The 12,465-nt window shown below is 38.6% G+C and carries 15 protein-coding genes; 11 read left to right on the forward strand and 4 right to left on the reverse strand.

The genetic code is table 11. From position 1 onward, the window contains the following. The coding region (locus BUA16_RS15310; RefSeq protein WP_218616770.1) for a hypothetical protein at nucleotides 1–200 on the reverse strand (200 nt) is incomplete at its 3' end. 156 nt (nucleotides 201–356) lie between these two features. After that, nucleotides 357–1,256 (reverse strand): DMT family transporter, encoded by a 900-nt coding sequence (locus BUA16_RS15315; protein WP_072765622.1) that lies wholly within the window; start codon nucleotides 1,254–1,256, stop codon nucleotides 357–359. A 339-nt stretch (nucleotides 1,257–1,595) separates the two neighbouring features. Between BUA16_RS15315 and BUA16_RS15320 the strand changes: the two genes are divergently transcribed. The 4 genes from BUA16_RS15320 to BUA16_RS15335 all read left to right on the forward strand — a co-directional run bounded on the left by BUA16_RS15320 (nucleotide 1,596) and on the right by BUA16_RS15335 (nucleotide 3,570). Further along, on the forward strand, nucleotides 1,596–2,036 hold the full coding sequence (locus BUA16_RS15320; protein ID WP_178338900.1) for a molybdenum cofactor biosynthesis protein MoaE: 441 nt from the start codon (nucleotides 1,596–1,598) through the stop codon (nucleotides 2,034–2,036). 5 nt (nucleotides 2,037–2,041) lie between these two features. Then, nucleotides 2,042–2,473: a cyclic pyranopterin monophosphate synthase MoaC gene (gene moaC / locus BUA16_RS15325; protein WP_072765623.1), complete on the forward strand. Its 432-nt coding sequence runs from the start codon at nucleotides 2,042–2,044 to the stop codon at nucleotides 2,471–2,473. Nucleotides 2,474–2,582: 109 nt separating this feature from the next. Further along, nucleotides 2,583–2,921 (forward strand): hypothetical protein, encoded by a 339-nt coding sequence (locus BUA16_RS15330; RefSeq protein ID WP_143150536.1) that lies wholly within the window; start codon nucleotides 2,583–2,585, stop codon nucleotides 2,919–2,921. A 139-nt stretch (nucleotides 2,922–3,060) separates the two neighbouring features. After that, nucleotides 3,061–3,570, forward strand: a complete 510-nt coding sequence (locus BUA16_RS15335) for a hypothetical protein (RefSeq protein ID WP_072765625.1) — start codon at nucleotides 3,061–3,063, stop codon at nucleotides 3,568–3,570. Nucleotides 3,571–3,809: 239 nt separating this feature from the next. Here the strand turns inward: BUA16_RS15335 and BUA16_RS15340 are convergent, their stop codons facing one another. After that, entirely contained in the window at nucleotides 3,810–4,475 is a 666-nt protein-coding gene (locus BUA16_RS15340) for a hypothetical protein (RefSeq protein WP_245795578.1), read from the reverse strand. Nucleotides 4,476–4,973: 498 nt separating this feature from the next. Between BUA16_RS15340 and BUA16_RS15345 the strand changes: the two genes are divergently transcribed. The 7 genes from BUA16_RS15345 (at nucleotide 4,974) to rimK (ending at nucleotide 11,411) form a co-directional block, all read left to right on the forward strand. Then, nucleotides 4,974–6,431: a type III PLP-dependent enzyme domain-containing protein gene (locus tag BUA16_RS15345; RefSeq protein ID WP_072765626.1), complete on the forward strand. Its 1,458-nt coding sequence runs from the start codon at nucleotides 4,974–4,976 to the stop codon at nucleotides 6,429–6,431. 20 nt (nucleotides 6,432–6,451) lie between these two features. Next, nucleotides 6,452–7,396 (forward strand): agmatinase, encoded by a 945-nt coding sequence (speB, locus tag BUA16_RS15350; RefSeq protein WP_072765627.1) that lies wholly within the window; start codon nucleotides 6,452–6,454, stop codon nucleotides 7,394–7,396. Next, nucleotides 7,383–8,360: a deoxyhypusine synthase family protein gene (locus tag BUA16_RS15355; RefSeq protein WP_072765628.1), complete on the forward strand. Its 978-nt coding sequence runs from the start codon at nucleotides 7,383–7,385 to the stop codon at nucleotides 8,358–8,360. The genes speB and BUA16_RS15355 overlap by 14 nt, the downstream gene beginning before the upstream one ends. A 3-nt stretch (nucleotides 8,361–8,363) precedes the next feature. Continuing rightward, nucleotides 8,364–8,678 carry a hypothetical protein gene (locus BUA16_RS15360; protein ID WP_072765629.1) on the forward strand — a complete coding sequence of 105 codons (315 nt, stop codon included), beginning with the start codon at nucleotides 8,364–8,366 and terminating at the stop codon, nucleotides 8,676–8,678. 5 nt (nucleotides 8,679–8,683) lie between these two features. Next, on the forward strand, nucleotides 8,684–9,463 hold the full coding sequence (locus BUA16_RS15365) for an RMD1 family protein (protein WP_072765630.1): 780 nt from the start codon (nucleotides 8,684–8,686) through the stop codon (nucleotides 9,461–9,463). Between the two features lie 49 nt (nucleotides 9,464–9,512). Continuing rightward, nucleotides 9,513–9,929: a VOC family protein gene (locus BUA16_RS15370; RefSeq protein WP_072765631.1), complete on the forward strand. Its 417-nt coding sequence runs from the start codon at nucleotides 9,513–9,515 to the stop codon at nucleotides 9,927–9,929. A gap of 105 nt (nucleotides 9,930–10,034) precedes the next feature. After that, nucleotides 10,035–11,411 carry a 30S ribosomal protein S6--L-glutamate ligase gene (gene rimK / locus BUA16_RS15375; RefSeq protein ID WP_072765632.1) on the forward strand — a complete coding sequence of 459 codons (1,377 nt, stop codon included), beginning with the start codon at nucleotides 10,035–10,037 and terminating at the stop codon, nucleotides 11,409–11,411. Between the two features lie 99 nt (nucleotides 11,412–11,510). Here rimK and BUA16_RS15380 read toward each other — a convergent pair whose 3' ends face one another. Continuing rightward, a complete protein-coding gene (locus BUA16_RS15380) occupies nucleotides 11,511–12,452 on the reverse strand; it encodes an NAD-dependent epimerase/dehydratase family protein (RefSeq protein WP_072765633.1) in 942 nt (313 codons plus the stop codon). Nucleotides 12,453–12,465: the final 13 nt, after the last annotated feature.

The following is a 12,465-nucleotide window of genomic DNA, read 5'->3' on the forward strand; positions in this document are numbered from 1 at the left end:
TCATAGGGAAGTAGTTTCTTCCCACGATTGGTCTGCTTGGTAAGGAATTCTTCGTATTCCGATTCGCTCATTGCTAGGTACTTTGATACCGTACGCCTATCGAGCAAAAGGAATTCACTGATCCTGCTCTTGGAATGCCCTTCACGGTGCATTCGATGGATTTCATAATAAATCATAAATTTGGCTAAATACACATTCATAGAATTGCTGGTTTTGGTGAACCAGCAATATTAGCTTTTAGACCATTTGGGGCATGCCCCAAATGGTCTTTTAATTGTGTATTCCTGTTGCCATTTTCTGTGTATTCCTATTTACCGAAAACTGTGCAGATTTAATTTCCGATTACACCAGCCCTTTTACGAATATAAAATCAAGAACACACCCAACAAAACCCCACATAAGGGCACCAATTTTTTTCGTTTATTTTGTTCCTTAAAAATGAGTCCGCCTACCACCACCGCAATGATAAGCTGACTGCGTTTGATTGCTGAAAGCAACATGATCAAAGCTTCTGGATCTTGGAGGGCCTTAAAATAAAAATAATCAGCAGCAAGCAAAAGAACACCAACAGCAGGAATACTCCAACGCCAAGTAAAGGCCTTTCGTTTTTCAGGGTTTGGAAACCATGATATCGATAAAATGACCAGTAAAATTAGAATGACATAAAAACTAAACCAGAAAATTAAGGTTTGTGGGTTTAAATCCAGAGACTGAATAAGGTACTTATCATACAAGCCGCTGGAAGCGCCTAAAAATGTAGCGGCAATAATGGCAAATATCCATTTGTTCCTTTTAAAATTGATGCCTTCTTTCTTTCCAATTCTGGAATACAACATCATGGAGAATATAATGACAAAAAAACCAAGCCATTGTAAGGGATTAGGTCTTTCGTTATAAATAAAAATGGCGCCAATAAAAGTAAAAAAAGGGCCGGAAGACCGAATAGGGGTAACAATAGTGATGGGCAAATGCTTTAATGCCTGATACGCTAAAATCCAAGAGGCGGCCATAATAGCCGATTTTATAAATATAAAGCCATGAACCTCCCAAGGGATTTCTGGAATAAAAAACCCGCTGGCCTTGCTGTATTCGGGGAGAAAAACAGAACTGAAAAATAAGGGTAAAATAAATATAAAGCCCGAGCCAATAGTCCCTAAAAGCACCGGAAATACCTCATTGCCCTGAACAGCATGTTTTTTGCATAAATTGTGTAATCCTAAAAAAAGCGCGGCTAAAAGCCCTAAATACATCCACATCGCGCGAAGGTAAGCTTATTTTAGTACAATGAATAAGTGGTTTGCCGCCCTTCATATAGGTTGTGAAAATTATTTTTATATTAAAAATAATTTTCTGTTTTGAGTAAGGAATCGCTAGCTTCAGCAAGCGTTGGATGCTATATCCTTAAATGGTGATCAATGTAAAAATGATAAGGAGCGCTATGCTGGCGGTGGCAGTAAATACCTACGGCCCTACAACCACCGGCTTTAAATTCAAGAGCCTTATATATTTCCTTTTTTGGGCGTAAAGCAATTAAATCTTCAGAATTTTATAACTTGCCAAAAAGTTAGAATCTGCCACACCGTAATTTTATTCGAATGGAAAAAAAGATAAAAAATGTATTTGTACAAGGACCTATAAGTCCAGAATTCATTGCCAATTCCATCGCCAAGCATCAGTCTAAAACCGGCATAGGTGCCCATAATATATTTTTGGGCCAAGTAAGAGCCGATATAATCGATGACCGGGAGGTTTCCGCTATAGAATATACGGCCTATGAAGAAATGGCCAATCAGAAATTCCACGAAATAAGAGAGGCTGCCTTTGCCAAATTTCAGCTGAGCTGCATGCATATTTATCACAGCGCCGGAAGGGTAAATGCCGGGGAAATATGTTTGTTTGTATTTGTATCTGCCCCCCATAGAAAAGAAGTCTTTGATGCTTTGAACCATATTGTCGAGGAAATTAAAAAACAAGTACCCATATTTGGAAAGGAACTTTTTAAGGACGATTCTTATCAATGGAAAGTAAATAAGTAAGCTAAATGGTAGACATTACCCATAAAAAAGCCACGCTGCGTACCGCAATGGCCCAGGCGGTCGTACTAGTAAGTTCGGAAGAAACTATAACGGCCATAAAAAACAATACGGTACCTAAGGGCGATGTGTTTAGTATGAGTAAGGCCGCCGGCTTGTTAGGCGTCAAAAAAACGGCCGATCTGCTTCCGGATTGCCACCCAATGCCAATAGAATACACCGATATTTCGTACACTATTAATGGCTTACAAATACAAGTGCTCATTACCGTAAAGACCATCTATAAAACCGGGGTCGAAGTAGAAGCAATGCATGGGGCCAGTATTGTAGCCCTCAATATGTACGATATGCTAAAGCCTATTGACAAGGGTGTTGAAATTCAAAACATTAAGCTCCTTAAGAAAACAGGGGGCAAGTCAGACATAGGAGTGGCCACCTAGATTTTTTTTTTTTTTGACCAAGCTTTTAAGTGTTTAACAACTTTTTAGCACAATTCTCCTTTATCTTTGTAGCATGCAAAAGTCTGGTAAAATAGGTTTCTGTAAATACATGTTGCTTATACTGTTCTTAAGTATAGGCCATATTGCTATGGCATCGACTTCCGTAGCGAACGATGTCGTGGAAAATTTCCCGGGAGAAATCCAAAAAGATCACTCCTTAGTAGATCAAGCATCACTCCGCCGAGGCAATATTTTTAACCTTTCTGTTGCTTACGAAATACCTGTTGTCAATCAATTCAATAGGGATTTTAAGAACTTTTTATATAGGATAAGGCCTGGATACTACTTGGCTTTTAGACATCCTATCGTAAAAATGGACGCTGAGCAGCCTGTTTCGGTCAGCTTAGATACCTTTACCATCATTTATCCCTTTCACACTTTTTTCTAAACTATTCTCATAATTTAATTCAGGTTCCAAAACATTCCGTTTTTGGCCCGGGCAACCGTACCCATTGTTGGTCTTCATTAACTATGGTCTGCTGCTATGTCAAATTTTAAGAATAATAATTTTAGAAAAAAATATACAAATGAATACATCACTGTTGTTAATATCCGGAATACTGGTATTGTGTACCTTTTTACCTTTTTTACTGTTTAATAAAGCAGGAAAAAGCGATATAAAATTAATGTCTAAGCAGTTTAAGCAAATGGCAGAAAAAGGGAATTTAAAACTAGACGTTAAAGAAAACTGGGGGAATTCTATGATCGGAATCGATAAGGTTCAGAACAAACTGGTATTTTCAAAAATTAAGGATGGCGAGCCTTTTACCCAGATGATTTCAATCAATGAGATCGACAAATGCGAAATAATTACAAAAACCAAATTGGTGAGGACTAATTCCAAAAGGGAATCTGTTCTGGAAAAACTGCATTTAGAACTTAGTTTTATAGCGCAGGACAAGAATAACCTAGTACTTGGTTTTTATGATAATCAGGACATTTACGGCGAAGATTTTGAGCTGAAAAGAGCCCAGAAATGGAGTGAGCTTATCACTGCTGGCTTGGACCTTAATACTGCCCGTAAAGCGGTAGCCTAATTTTTTCACCCATTTTATTTATAAAAATCCCCGGCCCCGCTGGGGGTTTTTGTTTGTATACCTCTTATTTCTTCAAAGCATTCTAGGTAGAATTTCATATTTCCGTAGCGTTATGGACCTTATTTTGGGCGTTCCCTCCTACGTCGGGCGGGCCTTTGGCTATATCCCTTGCGCCGCTGCGGGGATGCCGCCGCAGTCCCTAACGCGGATGCAGCTGTATATCTAGGAATACGAAATGGCTATTTTAGGGGTCTTTTGGCCCAAATTTCATGTAATGGGTCGCCTTTACTACTTTTTCCGCTGTGGTACCATTCATTGGCAATTACCTCATATTGGAAGCTAAGAACAGCCCCAGCTTTGGAATTGTCCCTGGAGAAGAAACCAATGTTTTCGGTATACAGGCCGTCCTTGGCAGTATAGGTGCCGCCACCACTACCTAAAAAAGCCATGGTGCCTGTATGAAAGGCAATCCATTGAAAATGCCCGTTGAGTAAGAATTTCATGGTCTTTCGTGGTCCCGTGTTATCCCAGCGGTTTTCCCCTTCCTCGGTAACCCTTCCGGCCATGAGCCATTTGCCTTCCAAGGCCTGAGGGGCATAAGGAAGAGGTCTAAATTTCTTTGGACTAGAACCTAAAAGGGTCAACCCCCCTTTTTGTAGAGTATAAGGCAGCACTAAAGAGGTCAGTGAATCTTTTTGGTAGTTAGAATTGAATTCGAATTGGACCTTCAAGTGGTCCTTTTCGAGACGGTAATATCCACCTCTGGTACCCATAAATTTTGAAGGCGAAGTTTGATAGCTGGTGTGTACAAAATAACTGCTGTCTATTTTTAATTCATGTTGAATTATTTTTCCATTTGTTTTTTCGGTATAATAATAAACATTGGAAGGTATTTGTGCCTTCATGAAGAAAATAGTTGTAAAAAAAAGATATAAAAGGAACCGTATTCTTATTTTTTTAGCGTTCATTGTTAGCTTTATTTTAAATAAATATAAATTATAATTCCATAGTAGTCAATTGATTGTGCCTAAAATGGGGTGCTATGTTAAATTTGAGGGGCCATTGGTTGTAAAAAAAATTAAAACGCTTGTTTTTTCATTTTTTTTGTTTTCATTTGTCACGTCAAATAAGCAGCATATTTTGTTTAGGACAATTGCACTTAGCAGAATTTAATGAACCATTTTTTTATATTGAGACTTGTGGATACTAAGAGGTTTTACTTAGTGGATTCCTATGGTATGGATAGCCAATATTTAAAGCTAATTTCAAGTTTATCTTCAATTGTGTCCAGTCAGCACGAATATTTTTTTGTACCTACTACCAGAAAAGAAATTTTGGTTTAACGGTAATTGTAGTAACTTGTTAGAGTATTTACCTATTTACAATCCATCATATTTTTTGAAATGAACACAAAGTATATTAATCTCATTGATCAAACTTATTATTTTCCGCAAGAAGAGTTTACCTTGGATGGCGATAACCTAAAATTTCATGACATCCCTCTCATGGAATTGGTAGAAAAATACGGTAGCCCATTAAAATTTACCTATCTGCCAAAAATTAGTGATAACATCACTAGAGCAAAGGAGTGGTTTAAGATTTCCATGGAAAAACATAACTATAAAGGCAAATATCATTATTGTTATTGTACAAAAAGTTCCCATTTTAAACCAGTTTTAAACGAAGCTTTAAAAAATGATATCCATATCGAAACCTCTTCGGCATTTGATATTAATATCGTAGAAAAATTAAAGGAAACAGGGAGGATCAAGGATAATACCTATGTTATTTGTAATGGGTTTAAAAGAGATCAATATATTTCCAATATAGCCAGGCTGATTAATAACGGGCATCAGAACTGTATTCCGATCATCGATAATTATGAGGAGATCGATTTGTTGTCCGAAGCTATAAACGATACCTTTAAAGTAGGTATCCGTATTGCTTCTGAGGAAGAGCCTAAATTTGAGTTTTATACCTCTCGTTTGGGAATCGGATATAAAAATATTGTACCTTTTTATGAAAATCAAATCAAGGACAATGATAAGTTAGAGCTTAAAATGCTCCATTTCTTTATCAATACCGGAATCCGTGATAATGCGTACTATTGGAACGAATTGGTAAAATGTTTGAAGGTGTATATAAGGTTAAAAAAGATCTGCCCATCATTGGACAGTCTGAATATTGGAGGTGGTTTCCCGATTAAGAATTCGTTGGCCTTCGATTATGATTATCAATATATGATTGATGAGATTATTAATCAAATCAATATATCTTGTGCAGAAGCAGATGTGGCGGTACCTAATATTTTTACCGAATTCGGTAGTTTTACAGTAGGGGAAAGCGGCGGTGCTATCTATGAAATCTTGTATCAAAAACAACAAAATGACCGTGAGAAGTGGAACATGATCGATTCTTCTTTCATTACTACTTTGCCAGATACTTGGGCTATAAACAAACGGTTTATTATGTTAGCGGTGAACCGTTGGCAAGACGAGTACGAACGTGTGTTGTTGGGTGGACTCACCTGTGATAGCGATGATTATTACAACAGTGAGCAAAACATGAACGCGATATACTTGCCAAAGTATAAGAAGGACAAGCCTTTGTATATAGGTTTCTTTAATACGGGCGCTTATCAGGAATCAATTGGGGGCTATGGGGGCTTACAACATTGTCTTATCCCACATCCAAAACATATTTTAATAGATAAGGACGCAGAAGGAAATATTACAACCAAATTATTTAGTGAACAACAAAAGGCAGATGACCTGCTAAGGATATTGGGCTATGATATGGGGCAAAAGGAAGAGGGTGTTGCTAAGTCAGAGGTTATAGATAAAATAGGAACTGACCAATAAAAAATTATAAACTTAAAAAAATGATTACAACAAACAATTACGCTGGCATTCCAGACGAGTTTGCGCAATTGGAAAAAGCAAAAGTGGTACTAATTCCAGTACCTTATGATGGAACCAGTTCCTGGGGAAAAGGAGCCGATAAGGGGCCGGATGCCTTTTTGGAAGCCTCTGCCAATATGGAACTGTACGATATTGAAACAGGTACAGAAGTATATCAACAGGGAATTTATTTAGCCGATGCCGTCACCGAAAACAGCTCGCCAGAAGCCATGGTAAATGCGGTGCACAGAACCACCAAGGAGTATATTAAACGCAATAAATTCGTTACGGTCTTTGGAGGAGAACACTCCATTTCTATAGGGACTATTAAAGCGTTTAACGAATGTTTCGACAACCTTACGGTATTGCATATCGATGCTCATGCCGATTTGAGGAAGTCGTATGATGGAACAAAGTATAACCATGCCTGTGCCGTTCATGAAGCAAGCCAAACCACCAACCTTATTCAAGTAGGGATCCGTAGTATGGATGCTATTGAAAAAACCTTTATGGATGAGGAAAAAACCTTTTTTGCCCATGATATGGTCAATGACGAGTATTGGATGGACAAGGCCATTGACCTGATGACAGACAATGTTTTCATTACTTTCGACCTTGATGCTTTAGACCCGTCCATTATGCCTTCGACCGGTACTCCAGAACCAGGCGGATTGTTGTATTATGAGGCTTTAGAGTTCTTAAAACAAGTATTTGAAGACAAGAATGTGGTAGGATTTGACATCGTGGAGCTTTGTCCGAACGAGAAAGAAAGATCGTCCGATTTCCTTGCTGCAAAATTGTATTATAAAATGTTAAGTTATAAATTTATGGGAGAAGCTGTAAACGACGATTATGACAATTCGTATGCAGTAGATTCTAAACAAATTGGCAATAACCATTCAAAATTTGAAGATGACGAAGAATAAAGGAGCAATCTCCGATTTTATCGAGAAATATTATTTGCATTTTAATGCAGCAGCCCTAGTAGATGCTGCCAAAGGATATGAAGATCAGTTAAAACAAGGGTCCAAAATGTTGGTGTCCTTGGCCGGTGCCATGAGTACAGCGGAAATAGGCAAGATTTTTGCCGAGGTGATCCGTCAGGATAAAGTGCAGATTGTTTCTTGTACTGGAGCGAACTTAGAAGAAGATATTATGAACCTTGTGGCACACTCACACTATAAAAGAGTGCCTAATTATCGCGATCTGACACCTCAGGACGAGTGGGATTTGTTGGAGAAAGGCTTAAACAGGGTTACCGATACTTGTATCCCAGAACACGAGGCTTTCCGTAGGTTACAAAAACACATCGTGAAGATTTGGAAAGATGCAGAAGCAGCAGGAGAACGCTATTTCCCGCACGAGTTTATGTACAAACTGTTGCTCTCTGGCGTCCTGGAAGAATACTATGAAATAGACCTTAAAGACTCTTGGATGTATGCTGCCGCCGAAAAGAACCTGCCTATCGTTTGCCCAGGTTGGGAAGACAGTACTATGGGGAACATTTTTGCTTCTTACGTAGTGAAAGGAGAGTTGAAGGCGAGTACGATGAAATCTGGTATTGAGTATATGACCTTTTTGGCAGATTGGTACACCGCCAATTCTCAAAATGGAATCGGGTTTTTCCAAATAGGTGGCGGTATCGCCGGTGATTTCCCGATCTGTGTTGTGCCAATGCTGTACCAAGATCTAGAACGCACGGATACGCCATTCTGGAGTTACTTCTGCCAAATTAGTGACTCTACTACTAGTTATGGTTCCTATTCCGGTGCTGTGCCTAACGAAAAAATAACTTGGGGGAAATTGGATATCAATACGCCCAAATTTATTATCGAAAGTGATGCGACCATCGTGGCTCCATTAGTTTTTGCTTACCTTCTAGATATGTAGTTTATGGATAATTTAAAGAGAGTTATAGTAGACTTTAAAAAGCTGACCCCAGAGGTGCTCAAGCTTTTGGTAGAAAAGTATCCCGATGGATACGATGATTTAAATATCATCTCCTTTAAAAATGCGCAAGGAGAACGTATAGAAGCTGTTGAGGTTACTACGGAGGATACCAAATACCTGGTTAAAATTAGTGCCAAATTAGAAAAAACCATGGCCAATTATGACGAGGATGATTATGAGGATTTTGATGATAATGATCCAGATGCTATTCCCGATGTCGACATCGAAGCGGTAGAGGATGGAGAAGATGATGATTAAAACCCATGTATAAAGTCGTAGCCTTTCATATAGCTTCGTCCTTAAATATAAGACAGTGTAAATCGCTTTTGCCCTTAGAGATCTTATATTCGGACAGTGAGGAGCTTTATTTGAAAAATGGCGATAAGAAGTTTGTTTACATATTTCAATACGGCTTGGTCTCCTTTTTCAATCATTCCGAAAAGGAGATGCAACGCATATTATATTCCTTAAGGGAGCTCTCCAAAGAGGGAGGATCTCCAGAATTAACCGAAACAATGCAAGTAGAAATTATCGAAGGCCGCCAACAGGTGGCCTTTGATAAAGTAGTTTTGCCAAATTTCGATTCCGATTTTATTAGGTTGGTGATGTTAAATACGTCTCACTCCGTGGCCCTGGACAGGTACTCCCTGATTTTTGAAGAGCTATTGGGAGAAACCAATGAGCATACCAAATATTTAGAACAACACGGTAGGCTCAATATTTCGGGGATAAAATTAAAGCGATTTATAGGGAAGGTGCTGAATATTAAAAATCAGATTACCGAGAACCTTTATATATTTGACGAGCCCGATAGTACTTGGGAAAATGAAAGCCTCAATAAATTAAATGTAGCGCTTAAACAAACCTTCGACCTAAAGAATAGATATCGGAATATTCATGAACGAATAGAAATTATTAAGGAAAATCTAGGGCTTTTTAAGGATATTTTAGATCATAGGGAGAGCAGTAGGCTAGAATGGATCATTATTATCCTGATTTTAGTAGAGGTCTTAGATCTTTTTGTACTCCGTTTGATTCGCTAAGCTGTATATTGCGGATGGCCACAATATAGGATGTTTAAATTTAGCCTTTATGAAAAAAGCGCCTTTTCATTTGTCATTGCCCTGTTTGAGTATTTCCAAAACCAAAGAATTTTATGTCTATCTATTAGGAGCACATCTAGGCCGATTTGCTTCTCATTGGTTAGATATTGATTTGTTCGGAAATCAGATTACCTTTACCAAGGCTGGGGATTTTAATTTTGTATTTAAAACCTATAAATTTGAAAATACATTATTGCCCGCTTTCCATTTTGGGGTTATCCTAGATAAAGGTACTTGGGAGAAATGCTATCGGAGAATATCTGAATCGGAGGTTAAGCACACCGAAAAAACTCTTTTTTTAGAGAACAAAAGTGGCGAACATACTTCCTTTTTTGTACAGGATCCGAACGGACATACAGTAGAGTTAAAATGCTTTAGTGAGCAAGAGGAAATGTTTAAAGTGTAAACTAATAGCCTCCCACTTAAAAATTTAATAAATAATTAATGATAAAATAGTGAAGCGGATTCGTAAAAGATTGAATTTGGCCACTATAAAAATATAGCAATAGGTATGGATAATAGTAACCTGGGTATTATTGGTAGTGAAGAATGGTGTGTGTTCGAAGAATTGGGAATTCCGGCCATTAAGGCAAGGGTCGATTCTGGAGCAAAGACCTCTTCAATACAGGCAAATAATATAAAGGTAATCTCTAAGGGCGCCCATGAATGGGTAAGGTTCGAGGTTAACCCCTTACAGGACAATAGAAGCATCAATATAGAATGTTTGGCTAAATTGGTCGATAGAAGAACCGTAAAAAGTTCTTCAGGGATATCCGAAGAGCGGTATGTCATCAAAACACCTGTAAAGATAGGAGAGAGTGTTTTTGAGATAGAACTGACCCTTGCCAATAGAGATACCATGGAGTACAGAATGCTTTTAGGAAGAGAAGCGCTAAACGACCGTTTTATGGTGAATTCTGCGATTAGCTATAGCTTCAAAGAATTTTCAGAAGATGAAATAGCCGAAAAATACGCCTCCCAAGTTAAGGAAAAAACTGGACTCAAGATTGCGATTTTGGCCAGTAACCCCACCTTATACAGTAATAAGAGGTTGATGGAAGCCGGAGAGGCCAGAGGACACGAAATGGTGTTTCTAAACGTCGAGCATGCCTATATGAAATTGGATGCCAATTCCCCGGAGATTCGCTATAGAGGCGGTAATATATTGAATGAGTTCGATGCCATTATTCCGAGGATTAAACCAGCAGTGACCTTTTATGGCTGTGCCTTAATTAGACAATTCGATAATTTAGGGGTGTACTGCCTAAATTCGGCCGAGGCCATTACTCAATCCAGAGACAAATTATTTGCCTCCCAACTATTTTCTAAAAACGATATTCATATTCCGATTACCGGTTTTGCCAAATCGCCAATGGATACCAAGGACCTTATAAGAATGGTGAACGGGGCTCCCCTAATCATTAAGCTTTTGGAAAGCACTCAAGGAAAAGGGGTGGTTTTGGCAGAGACCAATAAGGCTGCTGAAAGCGTTATAAATGCCTTCAAGAGCGTACAGACCAATATATTGGTGCAAGAGTTTATCAAAGAAGCAAACGGTCAGGATATCCGTTGCTTTGTAGTCAATGGTAGGGTAGTGGCTTCTATGCAGCGCCAAGCAGAAAAAGGCGAGTTCCGAGCCAATATTCACCAAGGAGGAAAAGCCTCGGTAGTAAAAATTACTGCCGAAGAAAAAAAGCTGGCCTTAAAAGCGGCCAAAGTGTTGAATTTGGCAGTGGCAGGAGTCGATATTATCCGTTCTAATAAGGGGCCCTTGCTGTTAGAGGTGAATTCTTCCCCAGGGTTGGAAGGGATAGAAAATGCTACTGGAAAAGATATTGCCAATGCCATGATCATGGCTATTGAACGGAAAATTAAGTTCAATCAATAGGAAAGCAAAATTCTGATTAAAAAGATCAGATAGTAAGTAATAGTTTTAAAAAAAAAAGACCTAAAACGAATTGTTTTAGGTCTTTTTTTATGAGGTAAATTAGTTTTTTAGATTTTCCAACATTTCTACCGTGGTCTGTTCCAAGGTAAATTGTGCTTTCCATTTCCAGTCTTTTTGGGCTTCCGTATCATCGATACTGCTTGGCCACGAATCGGCTATAGCCTGTCTAAAGTCGGGCTCATAATCTATCTCAAAGTCAGGAATATGTTTTTGGATGCTCTGAGCAATTTCTGCAGGAGTAAAGCTCATTGCCGCCAAGTTATAGGAAGAACGTTCCTTAATGTTCTCGGCATCACTTTCCATAATGTCTATGGTAGCTCTAATAGCATCGTCCATGTACATCATAGGCAATTTGGTCTGCTCCCCTAAAAAGCAAGTGAATTTTTTACCCGCAAGGGCATTGTGATAAATGTCTATGGCATAATCGGTGGTACCTCCTCCTGGTAAAGTTTTCCAACTGATCAGACCTGGGTAACGCACGCTTCTTACATCTACACCGTATTTCTTGAAATAATATGAACACCAACGTTCTCCAGATTGTTTACTGATACCATACACGGTCGATGGTTCCATTATAGTATGTTGTGGCGTGTCTTCCTTAGGCGTATTTGGTCCGAATACGGCAATACTCGATGGCCAAAATACTTTGCTGATCTTTTTGTCCTTAGCTAAATTTAAAACATTAAAAAGAGAATTCATGTTTAAATCCCAGGCACGCATGGGAAACTTCTCTGCGGTGGCACTTAGCATAGCAGCCATTAAATACACCTCGTTAATTTCGTAGTGCATTATTACATTTTCAATGGCCTGATAATTGGTAGCATCCAAAATTTCAAAAGGACCAGATGCCATCAAACTTTCGTTTCCTTCCCTTATATCACTGGCAACTACTCGGTCATTGCCGAATTTTTCCCGTAATGCCAAGGTCAGTTCTGTTCCGATTTGTCCACATGCCCCTATAATAAGTATCATTTTTTGCATTAAATTGTAGTTA

Source organism: Arenibacter nanhaiticus, assembly GCF_900141935.1.
Taxonomy (GTDB): Bacteria; Bacteroidota; Bacteroidia; order Flavobacteriales; family Flavobacteriaceae; genus Arenibacter; species Arenibacter nanhaiticus.

Coding starts and splice junctions, on each gene's coding strand:
- BUA16_RS15355 (WP_072765628.1), top strand. CDS start 7,383: ATGACGAAGAATAAAGGAGCAATCTCCGATTTTATCGAGAAATATTAT.
- BUA16_RS15370 (WP_072765631.1), top strand. CDS start 9,513: ATGAAAAAAGCGCCTTTTCATTTGTCATTGCCCTGTTTGAGTATTTCC.
- BUA16_RS15315 (WP_072765622.1), bottom strand. CDS start 1,256: ATGTGGATGTATTTAGGGCTTTTAGCCGCGCTTTTTTTAGGATTACAC.
- speB (WP_072765627.1), top strand. CDS start 6,452: ATGATTACAACAAACAATTACGCTGGCATTCCAGACGAGTTTGCGCAA.
- BUA16_RS15380 (WP_072765633.1), bottom strand. CDS start 12,452: ATGCAAAAAATGATACTTATTATAGGGGCATGTGGACAAATCGGAACA.
- moaC (WP_072765623.1), top strand. CDS start 2,042: ATGGTAGACATTACCCATAAAAAAGCCACGCTGCGTACCGCAATGGCC.
- BUA16_RS15320 (WP_178338900.1), top strand. CDS start 1,596: ATGGAAAAAAAGATAAAAAATGTATTTGTACAAGGACCTATAAGTCCA.
- BUA16_RS15360 (WP_072765629.1), top strand. CDS start 8,364: ATGGATAATTTAAAGAGAGTTATAGTAGACTTTAAAAAGCTGACCCCA.
- BUA16_RS15345 (WP_072765626.1), top strand. CDS start 4,974: ATGAACACAAAGTATATTAATCTCATTGATCAAACTTATTATTTTCCG.
- BUA16_RS15330 (WP_143150536.1), top strand. CDS start 2,583: ATGTTGCTTATACTGTTCTTAAGTATAGGCCATATTGCTATGGCATCG.
- rimK (WP_072765632.1), top strand. CDS start 10,035: ATGGATAATAGTAACCTGGGTATTATTGGTAGTGAAGAATGGTGTGTG.
- BUA16_RS15365 (WP_072765630.1), top strand. CDS start 8,684: ATGTATAAAGTCGTAGCCTTTCATATAGCTTCGTCCTTAAATATAAGA.
- BUA16_RS15335 (WP_072765625.1), top strand. CDS start 3,061: ATGAATACATCACTGTTGTTAATATCCGGAATACTGGTATTGTGTACC.
- BUA16_RS15340 (WP_245795578.1), bottom strand. CDS start 4,475: ATGAAGGCACAAATACCTTCCAATGTTTATTATTATACCGAAAAAACA.